The following is a 17,581-nucleotide window of genomic DNA, read 5'->3' as shown; positions in this document are numbered from 1 at the left end:
CATGAAAGGCAGCATACTCTTACTGGTGGCAACATTTGCCACCGCGCCATTACTGGCACAGCACATTCAAGAAATCAAATCTCATACAGCCCCCAATATGACCTTAGCACAAAACGGAACGCTGATTATAAAGCCTTCGGAAAATTCATCAAAAAAGGATTTCGATTTTCTCCAGGGAAACTGGGAGGTGGCCAATACCAAAAGGCAGAGCCTGCTCGAGGGAAACGAGAACTGGAACAAGTTTGATTCCAAAAGCTCGACAGAGCTGATCCTGCTGGGGATCGGTAATGTCGAAAAATATACCGCGGTTATTGAGGGCAAGCCCTTTGAGGGGACTGCGCTCCGGATTTTTGATCCCAATACCAGGCTATGGAGCATTTACTGGTCGGACAGCAACAATGGGACACTTGATCCCCCTATGGTGGGATCGTTCGATGGAAAGGTAGGCGATTTTTATTCCGAGGACCATTATCTGGGGCACCGCGTGCTGGTGCGGTTCAACTGGAATGCGACGGATCCCGGGCATCCGGTCTGGAGCCAGGCCTTTTCGGTTGATGACGGATTAAGCTGGGAATGGAACTGGTATATGCATTTTTCCAGGAACATGGATCATGAGGTTCCAGCATTGGGGATCAATGTAATGGAACTGCGGAACTATATTTTAGAGCCAGGCAAAGTGGGGGATTTTGTGAGGCTTTTCCGAAAAGAGCTCATCGCCCCACAGGTCGCCCTGGGCGGCTACCCGATGGGAGAATATGCGCCGAAAATAAATAACGACCATTTGATCTGGTTTCGTGGTTTTGAAAGCATGCAGTCCAGGGGACAGTTTTTGAACGACTTTTATTACGGAGCGGTATGGAAAAAAAACCGGACCCAGGCCAATGGGCTGCTGGTGAACAACGATAATGTCCATCTGCTCAAACCGCTGCTTGGCCTGGAACCGGGAACAAATGAGCGGATAGACCGGAAGTGGTTCAACAACAGCGGCGGGATAACGGTGATCGATTATTACATATCCAACCAGAAGAGGGGAAATTTCATCCAGCTCCTGCGCCTGGGCTATCTGCCTGCCATGCGCAAGGCTGGGATTAAAAAAATAAGTTTCTGGATCAGTGAGGATGGGGAAAATACATTCCCCCGGCTCCCGGTATTTCAGGACCAGAACCTTACTGTTTCCATTGCATTTTATAGAAGCGAAGCAGAGTACCATCAGAAAATAGCGCAAAGGGACAAAATGCTGAGTTTGGAACGTAAGAAAGCGCTGACGGATGCGGTAACGCTGCACTCGACAGAGGTACTTTACCCATTGACACCTTAAGCTCCAGCCTGTAATCCAGCTTGAGTCAGCGTAATTAACAGGTGCAGTAGAAAGCAAAGGGTCAGCACCCCGCTGCTTTTAAAAAATATACCGTGTTTCAGTTTTTCCGGCGAAGGATCTACCTGGACTAAAGGATCAATCCAGATCAGTTTATTGTGGATCTAGCTATAACCCTTTAAAAAATTTATAATGCCATTACTAAACAAGACAGCGAGCTCTACGCCCAGACCATTGAATACCGCCCTTGCCCTGGCGATAATACCACTCTCGGGATTTGCAACCGACATTTATATACCTTCACTGCCGGATATGGCCGATAAGCTGCATGTCCCCTCTTCTCAGATTCAGGCAACCCTCACGATTTTTCTATTGAGTTACGGAATTACCCAGCTATTTATCGGTAGCCTGCTCGACAGCTTTGGCCGTTACCTCCCCAACCTGGCTGCGTTGTTTCTTTTCATTGTTGCCACTTTTGTCATTGTAAATACCCAGAATATACTGGTCATTTACCTGATGAGGGTGGTTCACGGCATCTCGATCTCGGTGATCACGATATGTAAACGGTCCTATTTTACCGACGTCTACAAGGGGGACAAACTCAAGCACTACATTTCCCTGTTTTCCATAATATGGTCAACCGCGCCGATCCTGGCGCCGTTTCTGGGCGGTTACCTGCAGACCAGGTTCGGATGGTCCGCGAATTTTTATTTTCTGGGCCTTTTGGGTAGTGTCTTTTTAGTGCTTGAGTTGTTGATCGGCAGGGAAACGCTGATCACCCCAGAACGCTTCCAGATCGGTGCGGTTGTGAAAAGCTATAGGACGATGCTGGGGACAATGGATTTCTGCTCGGGTTTAACGATACTGGGCCTGGGTTATGCGGCGCTTATTATCTTTGGAATGGCGAGCCCTTTTCTTATTGAAAAGGTGCTGCACTATTCCTCGCAGGTTACGGGCAATCTTGCCCTTGTCTCCGGGGTTGCGGTCCTGATCGGCGGGGTTATTTCCAAATCACTGTTGCACAAACCGTTCCTTCAAAAGCTCATCCTGGCAGCAGCACTGATGATCGCTGCCACGATAGCTGTAGGATTATACACCCTACATTCGGAAAGCCTATACACGCTTTTGGCCTTTGTGGTACTTGTACACACGGCGGCGGCTTTTATCTTCAACAATATATTTTCGTACTGCCTGCTTCGCTTTCCAGCCTATTCCGGCAAGGCAGCCGGTCTGACAGGAGGCGGATTTTATATCGTTGCCTCATTCGCCGGCACGCTATTGATCAACATACTGGAAATCAGAACACAGTTTTTTCTGGGTATCGGGTATCTCATACTGGCGCTGGCGAGTATATTTCTATTACTCTATACTAAATGGCGAAAGGATTATTGATCAAAACAACCCGCGTTTTATCAGGCAGTATACAAATTACCATTAAAACTAAATCATCATTCTTTAAAAATGAAAACAGATAAAAGCAATCCTAACGGCAACTTTTCAGGCTACCTCAATGGACTGATCGGCGTGCTATTGTTCAGCGGCTCATTACCTGCTACCCGGCTGGCAGTAATTGATTTTAGTCCCGGCTTTTTAACGGCCTCCAGAGGTAGTATTGCAGGGATACTGGCATTGACGGTCCTTCTGATCTCCAGGCCAAAACTGCCTTCGGGGAAGCAGATCAGCTCCCTGATCATTGTCTCGCTAGGGGTCGTTGTCGGATATCCGCTACTGAGCGCCCTGGCCCTACAGCATATTTCCTCTGCGCACTCCATCATTTTTGTTGGACTTCTGCCACTTTCCACCGCGGCCTTTGCCGTTCTCCGGGGCGGGGAACGCCCTAAGCCGCTGTTCTGGTTTTTTTCTGTACTGGGAAGCCTGCTGGTAATCGGTTATGCACTTTTCCAGGGAATCAGCGGATCCTACATAGGTGATCTGCTTATGCTGGCGGCGATCATTGTCTGCGGGTTTGGGTATGCAGAGGGGGCAGAAATCTCAAAGACCCTGGGCGGACTGCAGGTGATCTCCTGGGCACTGGTGCTGGCCATGCCGGCCATGATCGCTTTCAGCTGGTTTAGTTTTCCTTCTACTCTGATTACCGTACATATAGGCGCATGGATAAGTCTGGGATACGTCGCTTTATTTAGCAGCCTCATCGCTTTTATCTTCTGGTACAAGGGGCTTGCCCAGGGCGGAACCGCTACCGTTGGACAACTGCAGCTCTTACAGCCCTTTTTTGGCCTGGCCCTTGCCGCTTTATTGCTGGACGAACAGGTGAATGCGGGAATGATTATTGTTGTGCTAGGGGTTATTTTATGTGTGGCCTGTTCAAAAAGATATGCCAGATAACATTAAATATGAATGTCAATTATGGAAAACAAAAATATAACGGTCATCGGAACCGGTGGCGTTGGTGGGTATTTCGGTTTCAAACTATGTCAATATATCAAGAACCTACCTGCATATTCCATCACGCTGGTGGCAAGAGGACTAACTTATGAGGCAATCAAGGAAAACGGGCTCACGCTGATCTCGCCCGAGAATCCTGGTGCACCGGTAAGGCCGGATAGGATTATCGAAAGCCTGGAGGAGGTGGAACCCTCGGATCTGATTTTGATCTGCGTCAAGGAATACGATCTGGAAAAGGTATGCCTAGCGATCAGGAACAAAATCTCGTCCAATACAATTGTCATTGCATTAATGAACGGGGCAGATATTTATGAGCGGGTGAGAAAGGTGATCAATACCGGCACCTATCTCCCCTGCTGCATTTATGTAGCTTCCCATATAAAAGAAAAGGGGATTATAGAGCATAAGGGACCTACTGGAAAAATAATCATCGGAAGGGATCCCGAAAATAAACAGGCAGACATCAACTGGGTAATCGATCTTTTCAGAAACAGCGGCGCCGACATTATCCTTAAAGAAAATAGTTTTGTAGACATTTGGACAAAATTCGTGTTTATATCCAGCTTTGGGCTCGTTTCGGCCAGATACAATAAGTCGATCGGTCAGGTTTGTGGTGATGCTAGCTTAAGGGAGCGGACGGTGAGGATAATGGAGGAAATCCAGCTCATCGCCTCGGAACTTAAGGTAGGGTTGCCCACGGATATCGTTTCGCTGACCCTGGAAAAAGCACGGAGCTTTCCCTATGATACGCCAACATCACTGCAACTGGATATAAACTCAAAAAAGGGAGATAACGAGCTCGAACTTTTTGCCGGGGCCATCATCGGCTATGGGAAAAAACTCGGCATCGAAACAAATGAAACGTCGCAGATTTATAGCGAGATACGAAGGGACGTGCTGCAAATACTTTCGAAGGATCTTAACCATTAAAAGAACTGCAAGTAAGTTAAACCTTTATCATGTCGTAAAAGACGGAGCGCACTGGTTTTGAGCTGAAGGCTGCCTAAATCGAAAAACATGAAAGCGAGCAATGACCATAATTTTATCAGGATCCACGGGGCGAGGGAAAACAACCTGAAAAATATCAGTATAGATATACCCAAGAAAAAGATAACCGTGTTTACCGGTCTTTCGGGTTCGGGGAAATCCTCGCTTGTGTTTTCTACGATTGCAGCAGAATCACAGCGCCAGCTGAACGAAACATTCAGCAGCTTTATCCGCCATCGCCTGCCCCATTACGGTCAGCCTGATGTTGATGCGATGGAAAACCTCAGCCCGGCCATTATCATTGACCAGAAGCCATTAAGAGGAAATGCCCGGTCGACCGTAGGCACCATAACCGACATCAACGCCATGCTCCGCCTGCTATTTTCGCGGATAGGCAAACCTTTCATTGGTTATTCAAACCTGTTCTCCTTTAACCATCCGCAGGGAATGTGCCCGGAATGCCAGGGTATCGGAAGGGTGAGGCGCATACGGATCGATAAATTATTTGACACAAGCAAATCGCTGAATCAGGGCGCAATCCTGCACCGCAGTTTTAGTCCGGGCAGCGCACTGTGGAAACGCTTTGTGCTCTCGGGCTATTTTAACAACGATAAGCCCTTGGTCAAGTACACCAAAAAAGAATGGGAGCTGCTGCTTTATCAGGAGGAGATCAAGCCCAAAAACCCGGCCAGGGGCTGGTGGCCCAGCGCCAGTTATGAAGGGGTTATCCCGCGATTTACCAAAAGGTTCTTGACCAAAGGGCCTGAAAATGTAGAGGGAGAAAATGAGCAGACCGGTTTTGTGGAAACCTCGACCTGTCCAGTCTGTCAGGGTGCGAGGCTCAACCCCCTGGTTCTTTCCTGCAGGATCAATGGGAAGAATATCGCGGATTACGCTTCGCTAGAGATCAACGAGCTGGTTTCACAGCTGCAGAAAGTTAAGCCCGGTGAGGCCAAAACCGTCACGGACTCTATTATTCATCGGCTGACCGAGCTGGAAAATATCGGCCTGGGATACCTGAGCCTGGACCGGGAAACCGCAACCTTATCCGGGGGAGAATCCCAGCGGGTAAAAATGGTGCGCCATCTGGGCAGCAGCCTGAGCGATATGACTTATATCTTTGACGAACCAAGTACAGGCCTTCATCCGCGGGACGTAAGGCAACTCAACCTGTTAATGCAGAGTCTGCGCGATAAGGGAAATACGATACTGGTGGTCGAGCATGATCCGGATGTGATCCATGAGGCAGACCACATCATCGACATGGGACCTGGAGCGGGTAAGTACGGAGGAAAAATCGTTTTCCAGGGAGAGCTAAAGGAATTTAAAAGTGCCTCTACTATTACCGCAGAGTATTTAAGGCAAGTTCCCAAACTTAAAACTCCTACGAGGATTTCGACCAGTTTCCTTGAAATACGCGGTGCTGATCTGCACAACCTCAAAAATATTAGTATTGATATTCCAAAAGATGTACTGACCGTTGTTACGGGTGTAGCGGGTTCCGGAAAAAGCAGCCTGATCAACGGCATGGTTCCGCGGTTATATCCAGAGACTGTGTGCATTGACCAAAAAGCGCTGGGCGGTTCAATTCGGGCAAATACAGCGAGCTTTAGCGGAATACTGGATAGGATTCGGGAAATTTTCGCTCGCGAAAACAGGGTGAGCCCATCGCTTTTCAGTGCCAATTCTGAAGGTGCCTGCCCCGCCTGTAAAGGGCTCGGGGTCATCGAAACAGATCTGGCCTTCATGGACAAGGTCACAGAAACATGCGAGGTATGTAAGGGAAAAAGATTTAAGGAAAAGGTGCTCAGCTACCTTTTAAAAGGGAAAAACATCGATGAGGTAATGAGGCTGAGCATTGAGGAGGCCTTGACCTACTTTGAGGATGCCAATGTTGTAAAAACCCTGGAAGAGCTTCAGAAAGTCGGGCTTGGCTATATGACCCTAGGCCAGCCTTTAAGTTCCCTTTCCGGAGGGGAGAGACAGCGACTGAAGCTGGCTGCCGAACTTAAAAAAAGCGGGCGGATCTATATTCTGGACGAACCCAGTACAGGACTTCATGGCTCCGATGTAGCAAGGCTAATCGTTCTCCTAAACGAACTGGTGGGTTTGGGAAGCACCGTTATTGTTATAGAGCACAACCTGGACATCATCGCTCAGTCGGACTGGATTATCGATATGGGACCCGGCGCGGGAAGGGATGGCGGGAAGGTACTGTTCAGCGGTACCCCTGCGGAATTACTGAAGAATAAATCCTCACTGACCGGCCTGTACCTCACGAAATACCTGAAAGGCGAAGATCTGGCAAAACTATAAAAAACGGAGGCCATAAGACTTTGAGGGATGAGCGAAAGTTCTATTAAAATATATAGATAGATTTCTATATATCAATATAAAAGTTTAACTTTGCCTGTGGTTCTCCAAAGGTTAATTTTGGAGCAACCCAGAAAATGGACAACAAAAAGATAGAGAAAATATCCCGGGCGTTAAGTGATACCAGCAGGATAGCTATTTTACAGGAATTCAGAAAAAAGAAGGACTGCCTGTATTGTGCGGAGGTGAACGATCTGCTGGACCTGACCCAGCCTTCGGTATCCCACCACTTAAAACAGCTGGTGGATGCAGAATTGCTCGTGTCCGAAAAAGAAGGCCGGAACCTCAAATACATACTTAACGAAAAGGTGCTCAACGAGTATATAGAGAGCCTGAATGCACTGAAGGATTAAGCGTTTTCAAAAGGACAAAATAAATTACCTAACTAAAAAACATCGAAATATTTGAATATATGAATAGATCTATATATATCCTGGCACTGGGTGCTTTTGGAATCATCACAACTGAATTTGGAGTGATCGGCATTTTGCCAACGATCAGCAGGGAATTTGGCGTTTCAATTGATACAGCAGGCTGGTTGTTGAGTGCGTTTGCGATAACCGTTGCTGTATCCTCTCCGTTTATTACCGCGCTGACCACAAAAATCAACCGCAAATTCTTATTGTGCCTTGTTCTGGGCGTCTTTATAATCTCCAACCTGCTCTCTGCTTTTTCTCCAAACTTTACCATATTGATGATCGCCAGGATATTGCCTGCTTTTTTTCACCCGCTGTTCTGGAATATTTCGCTTGCCGTTGCTTTCAAACAGGGCGGCGCGAAGGCAGTATCAGTAGTCATGACCGGATTGAGCATCGCCACGGTACTGGGTGTTCCGTTAACAACTTATGCGGCAGATTTCTTTCACAACTGGCAGGCATCCTTTTTCTTAACCAGCGTAATCAGTTTATTTGCTTTTATAGGGCTGCTGCTTTTTGTGCCCTCAATGCCAGGCAACGGAAATAAACCAGGCGAGAGCCAGCTGCACATTTTAAGGGACAAAAGACTTTGGTTAAACCTGGTTTCAACCGTGCTTACCCTGGCAGCCATGTTTTCCAGTTACAGCTACCTGGCTGCCTATCTTGAAAAGATATCAGATATGAACGGAACCCAGATCAGCATTATGCTGCTCCTGTTTGGGGGGATGGGTATTCTGGGCAATTGGTTAATGGGATTAGCGCTTGGGAAGAACGTCATGTTAACCAGCAGGGTATTTTTTCTTCTTTTGATCGGCGTACAGGTACTGGCTTACTTTTTCGGAACGGTTTTTATTCCGATGGTTGTTATTGTGTCTCTCTGGGGCATGATCCACACCGGGGGATTTTTGGTACCCAATATCCGCACCACCCAGGCTGTTCCCCATAGCGCGCTGGAATTTGTAAACAGCCTTCTGACATCCTGCTATAATATCGGTATATCTGTTGGCGCGCTGTTGGGAGGCCTTGTAATCGCAAAGTTTGGTGTTCACGAAATCATCTGGATGGCAGTGCCTCTGTTGCTTACCGCCTATATCTTAAGTTTTGTACATATCAGGAAAGATAGTATTGGCTAGATGAGTGGTAAATTTCAATATAGGTCAAAGGCTACCGGAACAGTAAGTGATGCCTTGAAAGTTTTGGCCATATTTGATAATCCCCATCCGTAAAGGGTCATCAGCTCTCCTGCTTTCCTGATGATGGGACCTGCCGGCTTGCAGCTTGACCGCAAACCAATATCTATTTTACGAATTATTTAAATATGGTATAACCCGTTTTCAAGTCCCCTTCCCAGCTTACCGCGATGCATTTTTCTGAAATCTGCTGAAACTTTCCACCAAAAGTTTTCTTACCTCGATATTTACCAGAACTTTTCGGTAAACATTCCTGTTGTGAGTAAAACCAATGAAACGATATGAGCAAAAAACCTAAACCAAGAAGCTGGTTTTACCGGAATGGGCTGTCGGTAATATTTATGTCCTTGTTTGTCTTCACGCTGATGGCTCAGGCATTAACGGGATGGAAGGAACATAATGGTACACTGAAAGATGAGGGTGCAAGCGAATTAAGCGTTTCCACCTATCTGCGCTCGGGACATTTTATTTCCGCGACCTTTGAAAACTTTGAGAGCGAATTTCTCCAGATGGCACTTTATGTTCTACTGACGATCCGACTTAGGCAGATCGGTTCCGCGGAATCCAAAAAGCTGGACGAAGTGGAAGAAGTCGACCGTGAACCTATAGCCTCTCCAACCGCTCCATGGCCGGTCAGACGGGGCGGACTGGCACTTGCCATATACAGAAATTCGCTGTCCATTGCCTTTGCGATTCTTTTTTTCATTAGCTGGTGGCTTCATTTTTACGGAAGCTGGCAGGAAAACAATATTGAGGCCGCTGTGAAGGGAAAGCAGGACCTGACTATGCTAGAATATCTGGCAGAGCCCAATTTCTGGTTTGAGACCTTCCAGAACTGGCAGAGCGAATTTCTTTCGGTGGCGTCCATCGTGATCCTGACCATTTTCCTGCGTCAGAAGGGATCTCCGGAATCGAAACCGGTTGATGCAATGGATATGGAAACAGGAAAATAAAAGGAAAATTGTTGTAGTATATAACTTTAGCGCTATTAGAAGTATTGGAAATATTTTTTTTTCAAACTTTTTGACCATTTGCGGAGTCTTTAGAATTCAACTACTTAAGTCAAAAGACAATGGGCAAAAACATTCTGGTAGTGGAAGACAACGAGGACATCAGGGAAATCATAGGTTTGCTGCTGAACGAAGAGCAATATGAGGTGCATCTCTGCGAGGACGCAGGAAGTTTTAGGAAAGAGATTTTTCAGCGCAGGCCAGATATGGTGATCCTGGATGTGATGCTCCCCGATGGAAACGGTATCGATCTCTGCTGCGAAATCAAGTCCGACTACCGCACCGGTCATATACCGGTGTTGATGATGTCGGCACACTCAACTCTCGGAGAGATCAGAAAAAAGTGCGAAGCGGACGACTTCATCAGCAAGCCCTTTGACATAAGCCGTTTTATAGACAAGGTCACTATTTTGGTAGGGCCGGGCAATTTAAACAACTAATTGACATTATTAATATTTGTTTCCGTTAAGGCTTTGCCTAACCCCACTCTGTGGAGTTGTAACGATTAGAGTTATGGTGGTTTAATAATAATGGGAATTGACTTTCTGCTGGGGGAGTCACTCAAATAAGGTCCTTAAGATATGTTTCGAAACTAAAATTTTTAAAACCAAATAATTTAGAAATGGTTGTAAGGGTATCGTAACCAAAATAAAAAATAAGCATATGGCAACTACAACAAAACAGGCTGCCGTTAAGGGCAGTGCAAAAACAGCAACAAAATCGACCGGTAAGACCGGAAAAATGGAGAACTCTGAGTTTCACGAATTTTTTGTGGACGAGCTAAAGGACATCTACTGGGCAGAAAAACACCTGGTGAAGGCGCTTCCGAAAATGAAAAAAGCAGCTACCAGTCCGGAACTTGCCGCTGCATTCGAAAAGCATACCCAGGAAACACAGGTGCATATCGATACCCTTGAACAGGTATTTGCCTTACTGGAAGAAAAAGCAGTAGCTAAAAAATGTGATGCAATGGCCGGACTGCTGGAAGAGGCAACCGGAATTATCGAAGATACCGATGCGGGCACCATGATCCGCGACGCTGGACTTATCCTGGCTGCGCAGAAAGTGGAGCATTATGAGATTGCAACTTATGGTACCCTAAAGGTATTTGCCGAAAACATGGGACATACAGAAGTCGCAGACCTCTTGACTCAGACGCTGGAAAACGAGAAAGGAACAGATGTTGCGCTGACCGAATGTGCGGTAAGCTTTGTCAATCAGGCAGCAGCCCAGGAATAGTTAATAAAATCTCACACTAAGGGCACTGAAAAACTAGCCATTTAAAAAGGGCTTATGAAATAAAAAATTCATAAGCCCTTTTCTTTATGATATTCGCAATCTCTTAAATTCTATTTCCCAATTAGACGATTCTAAGAGGCCTTATCTGCCATTTTTTCTCAATATTTAATACGATATTTTTAACAAGGACTTTTTCAGTGCCCTCGAAAAAACAGGGCCTTTTTTTTTGGATCAGAGCCTGAAAGAGAGTCCGATAAAATAACTTTTCATTGCCTCTCGCTGGATCCCGTAGTTCAGTCCGCCATCCAGTTTAACATCCTTTGCCAGTTCTAACTGTAGGGCGGCATTTAAGAAGTTGTTCCAGTGGTGCTGGGAAAAGTCATAGGTATAATAAGTTTCCGCAATTCCCTCCAGATGTTTTACAATTTCATGTCCTATCGTCAGGGATTCAAGCAGCTGGGTATGAAGCCCGCTTCCCTCGGTGTCCTGTAAACGGTCAGCCTCCAGCTGCATGCCCAATTTCCAGTCGCCCGGCAGCTTTAGGGACATCGGCACGATCAGACCGCCCTCATATCGCTCTCCCTTTTCCACACCCGAGGTCGGAAATTTTACATATGGCAGTATAGCTATCGCAAAACTACCCTTATCGTTTCCCAAAAGATTCTGCTTGATGCGCAAGGTCAGATCTCCGAACCCGTGCGAGCGTTCCACCCCGCCTTCCCCGGAACTTTCTCTCTGGTAGACAAAACTCTGAACCACAAGCTGAACTGCTGTGGAACTAGTCACACCCAGTTTAAGGTTGCCCTGATTATACAGATAGGTACGCTTCAAGGCGGTTTCACTCTGCTCCCTTTCCAGCCTGAAAAGATCGGTTTCATATTGCAAATGGCCGGCATCTACAGTTATCGGGGATTCGGTAACGTCCGGCCTATCGGTTTCCATCTCTCTGAGCGATGCCTTGGGCACCGGACGAAACAGATTATAAGACGTCTTTGCCTTTTCCTGAGCATTCAGCGCCAAACTACAAAGCACAATAAAGCTTGTTAACACTCTTTTTATCATCTTATTATTTCTTAGGCCTAGAACAGAAAAAACTGGCAGATGTTTTAAATAACATTACTCATACCTTATTGCATAGCGTCAGACCTATACGGAAATCCTTCATTGGGATTTGCTTCGTTAAAATCCTTTACCGTCGATCATATTTCCGCTCAGATCTGCAAATATTTAAAAACCTTAATGCAGAAGGGACTGTTGTCAGAGAAAAACCGGAATATGAAAAACATAAACTTACGCTACCTTATCCCTGGCGCCCTCCTGCTGGTTGCCCTTGGAGCAAACGCCCAGCGAGGCCTCCCACCAAAAGACGTCACCAGGTCAATGTCTGTGACCAAATATGCACAGATACTGGAATTTAAGCCAGAAATGGTCAGTCTATTGAAGACTCCTCCAGGCTGGCAGGTCAGTCTGGCCGCATCCGGGCTGGGAAAACCCAGGATGTTGTAGACTATTTCAAATTTCAACAAAAAAGAACCATGACCCCGCAGAAAATGGTCAAAATTCTGGAGAAACATGGTACGATATTAAGTGAAGAATGTGCAGAAAAAACATTGGAACTCATTTATAGATTAAGTAATTTGTCTGTCGGAGAGACAATTAGACAACTTTCCAATGAAAAGGTCATCCGCCCTGAGCGGAAAAAATACTCACGAAAAATAAACAGCGAATGAAAATTGCAGATCTATATGTAAGAGTAAGCACCGATGAACAGGCGGAAAAAGGATACTCATTAAGAAGCCAGCAAGAAGTCCTAGAAAAGTATTGCGAGCTTAACTATATCAAGATAAGGAAAGTATTTGTAGAGGACTATTCTGCAAAGACATTCAATCGTCCTGAATGGAAGAAATTAATGATTCAGATCAGAAAAACAAAAGGGAAAACTGATCTTTTGTTATTCACTAAGTGAGACAGGTTTAGCAGGAATACTAGTGATGCCTACCAGATGATTGCCATGTTGAATAAACTTGGTGTAGACCCACAGGCGATAGAACAGCCGTTAGATCTGAATGTCCCAGAGAACAAGATGATGCTTGCTGTATATCTTACTACCCCGGAAATCGAAAATGACAGAAGGGGTCTGAACACAAAGGCCGGTATAAGACAGGCAAAGAAGGAAGGTAGATGGACTGGGCTTGCACCTAAAGGCTATATCAACAGAACAGCAGAAAACGGAAAAAAATACATCGCAATTAAACAGCCCGAAGCAGCTCATGTACAATGGATCTTCGAACAGCTCGCTCAGGGAACTTATTCTGGGGAACAGATTTTAATTTCCGCAAGAAACAAAGGCTTTGACTGTAGTAAAAACAATTTTTATTGCATTATCCGTAATCCAATATATTGTGGTAAGATCATTGTTCCGAAATACAAGAATGAAGAGAGTTATCTGGTTCAGGGCTTACATGAGCCCTTGATTACAGAAACTCTTTTTTTTGACGTACAGGATATTCTAGACGGCCGAAGAAAAGTTTATGGGCTTCCGATAGCTACTAAATCAGAACTTCTGCTTAGGGGATTTTTAAAGTGTCCAAAATGCAATCGTGCCTTAACCGGCAGTGCATCGAAAGGCAGAACCCAATACTCAAGTTATTATCACTGTTCATCCAAATGTGGTGTACGGTATCGTGCGCACGACGTAAATGAAGCGTTCAGCGTAGAACTTATGAACTACTTGCCGAAGAGAGGGTATGCAGAAGTTTTCGTTGAAACAATTAACGACGCCTATCAAAATCAGATAGGTTCTATTTTGGATGACAGAAAAAGCTACATCAGCCAGATTAACGAACAGAATAAAAAAATCGAAAAGGCAAGGGAGTTATTGTTGGAAGGCGATATTGATGCACTAGATTTCCGGACAGTAAAAAATACCTGCAATGAAAAAATTGAGCGACTAGAGGGAAAATTAAATGAACTAAATACCCAAAACAAAAAGGTTTTGAACATTAAACTGGTTGCAGAACGGGCATTAATCAATTTAAAAAAACTCGATGTGTTTTATGACAATGCAGACGTAGAAGGCAAAAGATTCTTGATTAGCTGCCTTTTTCCAGAAAAATTGGTATACGATGGAGTGCAACATCGAACCCAAATGGTCAATCAAGTTGCCGAGCATATCTATTTGAAAAACAAAGAGTTAGAAGCAAAAAAAATGGGGCAAAAGTCTTTGAAAAAGACCTTGCCCCATCGGGGGTGGCTGATGGGGCTCGAACCCACGACCCTCGGCACCACAAACCAATACTCTAACCAACTGAGCTACAACCACCGTATTTTTTAGTGTCACAAAAGTACGACTTTTAATATTCCTTGCAAATATTTTTTTTAAAGATTTAACAAGAAATTTTTAATTACTTAAAATTCAATTATTTGAAACGAAAATATTTTTAAGCAAGGGCGAATTAAGAGTGATTTTAAACCTAAAAACATAACTTTACAACGTTTATGATCGAGATATATACAGACGGAGCAGCCAGCGGAAACCCAGGACCAGGTGGTTGGGGTACCATTTTAAGAGCGGGACAGCATTATAAGGAATTAAGTGGGGGGTTTAGAATGACCACCAACAACCGAATGGAATTGCTCGCGGTAATAAAAGGCCTGGAAGCTCTTAAAAGCTTAAATCAACAGGTTACCGTTTTTTCTGATTCTAAATATGTGGTAGATGCGGTTGAAAAAAAATGGGTGTTCGGTTGGGTAACCAAAAACTTTAAAGATAAAAAGAACAAAGATCTCTGGTTAAGGTTTTTAGAGCTTTATAAACTGCACAAAATTAAATTTGTATGGATTAAGGGCCATAACGACCATCCCGAAAACGAGCGTTGCGATCGCTTAGCCGTTTTTGCTTCGCAAGACAAGGCCAATCTGGCAATTGATACCTTTTTCGAGACCGAACGAGCACGCGGGATTTAAGCTTATATTACTTTCTATTTTGATTAAACTTCGGCCACTAAGTTCCAATTAATTTTAAGTGTTAAAAGGTAGGGTAAACAGGGTGATAACACGGTGTAAACAGGGTGATAACAAGTTGCAGACAGGCTCCCAAAGCGAGTAAATAGCGAGGCATCACCTTGTAATTTTCTGGTCTATTGCAATTATTCCTAAAAGTTGTTAAATTTAAATAAATAACAATTTTATGGCAACTTTTAAAGATGGTATACTGGGTGGCTTTTTTGGCAAGGTAGGCCCGGTAGTTGGTCTTCAGCTTGGAGATAAACTTGTAATGAGGGCTCTTCCTCGGCGAACTAAGCCTTTCACGAATAAAGAACTCGAAAATCAGCGTAAATTTAGGCTGGTACAGAATTACCTCTCTCCTTTTCTTGATCTTCTTAAAATAGGATTCAATAACTACTATACCAAAACGGGTGGTTTCAGGGCTGCGCTATCCTATACCAGAAAGGAAGCTTTAAAGCATGACGACAGTGGCATTTACATCGATTAACATCTGATTAAAATCAGTGGCGGTACCCTTACACCAGCCATCAACCCTACAGTTGAAATTTCAGATGATAGCGGGATTATCATTCAATGGGACACTAACGAAGTTAATTATCTTAATGAAAGCGATCAGCTGCTGCTCCTGGTGTATAATCCGACAAACAGAATAGCTAACACCAGAATATTCAATGGAGCCTACAGAAAGGATGGTCAAATAATAGTGGCTCCTAACCCAAGGCTTCTGAATCTAGAAGTAGATATTTACATAGGTTTTGTGGCTGCTGACCGCAGTTTACAGTCAGACAGCCAGTACCTGGGTCGGTTTATGTTATAACCTTTATTATTTGGAATAATTTTGAACCTGAATTAGTCGATTCCGCCAATCACTCCTAAATCTTCTAATTTAGATTCGACCTGCTCGTCTACGGAAAGTGATTTGGCAGTGTGTAAAAGCATCATTTCTTCTGCCTTTTCTACCATATTTTTAGAGCCGATAAAAATCGGCACCCTTTGATGCAGTTCTGAAGGATTGATATCCAAAATACGTTCAAAACCTGTAGAGGCCTTTCCGCCAGCCTGCTCTATAATAAACGACATTGGGTTGCACTCATAAAGCAATCTTAATTTACCATTCGGCGATCGGGATGTAGTTGGATAGATGTAAATACCACCTTTGATTAAGTTTCTATGAATATCACCAACCATCGAACCGATGTAACGGGAGGTGTATGGTCGTTTGGTGGCATCATCTTCCACCTGACAATATTTAATGTATTTTTTCACACCATCAGGAAAATGAACGTAGTTACCTTCATTAATAGAGTACATATAACCCGTTTCTGGCATGCTCATACTTGGGTGCGATAAACAAAACTCGCCAATAGAAGGATCTAAAGTGAAACCATTTACACCTTTTCCTGTGGTGTAAACCAACATCGTAGAAGAACCATAGATGATATATCCTGCAGCAACCTGTTCGGTTCCTTTCTGTAAAACATCAGCAAGACTGGCCTTTCCTTCTATAGATTTACGTCTGTAAATCGAAAATATCGTTCCAACTGCAACATTTACATCCGTGTTCGATGAACCATCTAAAGGATCGATACATACAATGTATTTTGCATTTTGAGATACCGGGGATTCGATATGAATAATTTCATCCTCTTCTTCAGTAGCCACAATGCAACACTCACCCCCGCTGGTTAATGCTGCAATAAATTGCTCGTTGGCATAAACGTCGAGTTTCTTTTGTTCTTCGCCTTGAATGTTTGTGGTACCGATGTCGCCAAGAATATCTACAAGACCAGCTTTATTTACCTCACGGTTAACAATTTTAGCTGCGATTGCAATGTCTCTTAAAAGCCTCGATAATTCTCCTTTGGCATAAGGAAAATCCGCTTGTTTTTCTATGATAAATTGTCCTAGTGTTTTTACGCCACAAACCATACTTAGTGTATATTTTACATTATCTACCCGATAACTCTATAACCTCTAAGGTATGAATATTTTCATCAGTAATGCAAAAACGAATTAAGGTTCTAACCTTATGCCAGCCATGTTTACCTGCTGCACCAGGGTTTATATGCAGACATTTCAACTTTTCATCATACATAACTTTCAAAATATGCGAATGCCCTGTAATAAAAAGCTTTGGTGGCTTAGTGTAAATTTCAGACTTAACAGAAGTAGCATATTTACCAGGATAACCGCCAATATGAATCATTAGCACATCTACGTTTTCGCAACTAAAACGATTTTGTTCAGGAAAAGCATTCCTAATTTCAGCATCATCGATATTTCCATAAACACCACGCAAGGGTTTAAAGGCGGCCAATGGCTCTGCTACATTTAGTCCAAAATCGCCTGCATGCCAAATTTCATCGCAAGATTCAAAGTGCTTAAAAACACTTTCATCTAAATAACTATGCGTATCTGAAATTAAACCTATTTTTTTCATTATTTGAACTTAATTGTAAGGATAATTTGAAAGAGCAGGCCTTATCTATAACCAATTCTCATTCAAAAATATCCAAAAGTGTAACATAAAATCTAAACAAAAAGACTGTTATTTACCAGAATAAAGCATGGCTATAATTGTACGATATTAGCACTGCGCCGCTTTCGTACAAACAAACATTAATCTGTTCTTTGAGG

14 protein-coding genes, 1 tRNA gene and 2 pseudogenes are annotated in these 17,581 nt (G+C 44.1%); 13 read left to right on the top strand and 4 right to left on the bottom strand.

Features of this window, described 5'->3' with window-relative positions; all coding sequences use genetic code 11:
* Nucleotide 1: 1 nt before the first annotated feature.
* The 10 genes from ABD692_RS08950 (at nt 2) to ABD692_RS08905 (ending at nt 10,936) form a co-directional block, all read left to right on the top strand.
* Nucleotides 2–1,318 (top strand): hypothetical protein, encoded by a 1,317-nt coding sequence (locus ABD692_RS08950; protein ID WP_344766350.1) that lies wholly within the window; start codon nt 2–4, stop codon nt 1,316–1,318.
* Between the two features lie 189 nt (nt 1,319–1,507).
* On the top strand, nt 1,508–2,707 hold the full coding sequence (locus tag ABD692_RS08945) for an MFS transporter (protein WP_344766349.1): 1,200 nt from the start codon (nt 1,508–1,510) through the stop codon (nt 2,705–2,707).
* Nucleotides 2,708–2,776: 69 nt separating this feature from the next.
* Nucleotides 2,777–3,661, top strand: a complete 885-nt coding sequence (locus tag ABD692_RS08940) for a DMT family transporter (protein WP_344766347.1) — start codon at nt 2,777–2,779, stop codon at nt 3,659–3,661.
* Between the two features lie 21 nt (nt 3,662–3,682).
* Nucleotides 3,683–4,651 (top strand): ketopantoate reductase family protein, encoded by a 969-nt coding sequence (locus tag ABD692_RS08935; protein WP_344766345.1) that lies wholly within the window; start codon nt 3,683–3,685, stop codon nt 4,649–4,651.
* A gap of 87 nt (nt 4,652–4,738) precedes the next feature.
* Nucleotides 4,739–7,024 carry an ATP-binding cassette domain-containing protein gene (locus tag ABD692_RS08930; RefSeq protein ID WP_344766344.1) on the top strand — a complete coding sequence of 762 codons (2,286 nt, stop codon included), beginning with the start codon at nt 4,739–4,741 and terminating at the stop codon, nt 7,022–7,024.
* A gap of 134 nt (nt 7,025–7,158) precedes the next feature.
* The gene (locus ABD692_RS08925; protein WP_344766342.1) at nt 7,159–7,434 is read left to right on the top strand and encodes an ArsR/SmtB family transcription factor; all 276 of its coding nucleotides are present in this window, start codon (nt 7,159–7,161) and stop codon (nt 7,432–7,434) included.
* Nucleotides 7,435–7,493: 59 nt separating this feature from the next.
* The gene (locus tag ABD692_RS08920; RefSeq protein WP_344766341.1) at nt 7,494–8,630 is read left to right on the top strand and encodes an MFS transporter; all 1,137 of its coding nucleotides are present in this window, start codon (nt 7,494–7,496) and stop codon (nt 8,628–8,630) included.
* Nucleotides 8,631–8,968: 338 nt separating this feature from the next.
* The gene (locus ABD692_RS08915; RefSeq protein WP_344766339.1) at nt 8,969–9,640 is read left to right on the top strand and encodes a DUF6766 family protein; all 672 of its coding nucleotides are present in this window, start codon (nt 8,969–8,971) and stop codon (nt 9,638–9,640) included.
* 119 nt (nt 9,641–9,759) lie between these two features.
* On the top strand, nt 9,760–10,137 hold the full coding sequence (locus tag ABD692_RS08910) for a response regulator transcription factor (protein ID WP_344766338.1): 378 nt from the start codon (nt 9,760–9,762) through the stop codon (nt 10,135–10,137).
* A gap of 223 nt (nt 10,138–10,360) precedes the next feature.
* Nucleotides 10,361–10,936, top strand: a complete 576-nt coding sequence (locus tag ABD692_RS08905) for a YciE/YciF ferroxidase family protein (protein ID WP_344766336.1) — start codon at nt 10,361–10,363, stop codon at nt 10,934–10,936.
* A 231-nt stretch (nt 10,937–11,167) separates the two neighbouring features.
* Here the strand turns inward: ABD692_RS08905 and ABD692_RS08900 are convergent, their stop codons facing one another.
* Entirely contained in the window at nt 11,168–11,998 is an 831-nt protein-coding gene (locus ABD692_RS08900) for a transporter (RefSeq protein WP_344766335.1), read from the bottom strand.
* Nucleotides 11,999–12,662: 664 nt separating this feature from the next.
* Here ABD692_RS08900 and ABD692_RS08895 point away from each other — a divergent pair.
* Nucleotides 12,663–13,634 (top strand): annotated as a pseudogene (locus tag ABD692_RS08895) (recombinase family protein); the annotation flags it as partial.
* Between the two features lie 550 nt (nt 13,635–14,184).
* On the opposite strand, the gene ABD692_RS08890 reads toward ABD692_RS08895, so the two are convergent.
* Nucleotides 14,185–14,258: transfer RNA gene (locus ABD692_RS08890), tRNA-His, on the bottom strand.
* A gap of 176 nt (nt 14,259–14,434) precedes the next feature.
* Between ABD692_RS08890 and rnhA the strand changes: the two genes are divergently transcribed.
* Both rnhA and ABD692_RS08880 read left to right on the top strand, forming a co-directional pair.
* Nucleotides 14,435–14,902, top strand: a complete 468-nt coding sequence (rnhA, locus tag ABD692_RS08885; protein ID WP_316757014.1) for a ribonuclease HI — start codon at nt 14,435–14,437, stop codon at nt 14,900–14,902.
* Between the two features lie 223 nt (nt 14,903–15,125).
* Nucleotides 15,126–15,761 (top strand): annotated as a pseudogene (locus ABD692_RS08880) (DUF6266 family protein).
* A 32-nt stretch (nt 15,762–15,793) separates the two neighbouring features.
* On the opposite strand, the gene fbp reads toward ABD692_RS08880, so the two are convergent.
* Nucleotides 15,794–16,873, bottom strand: a complete 1,080-nt coding sequence (gene fbp, locus ABD692_RS08875) for a class 1 fructose-bisphosphatase (protein ID WP_316757010.1) — start codon at nt 16,871–16,873, stop codon at nt 15,794–15,796.
* 19 nt (nt 16,874–16,892) lie between these two features.
* The gene (locus ABD692_RS08870; protein ID WP_344766331.1) at nt 16,893–17,384 is read right to left on the bottom strand and encodes a metallophosphoesterase family protein; all 492 of its coding nucleotides are present in this window, start codon (nt 17,382–17,384) and stop codon (nt 16,893–16,895) included.
* Nucleotides 17,385–17,581: the final 197 nt, after the last annotated feature.

This window comes from Pedobacter ginsengiterrae, assembly GCF_039537385.1.
Lineage (GTDB): Bacteria > Bacteroidota > Bacteroidia > Sphingobacteriales > Sphingobacteriaceae > Pedobacter > Pedobacter ginsengiterrae.
This window is presented reverse-complemented; position numbering and strand designations above follow the sequence as displayed.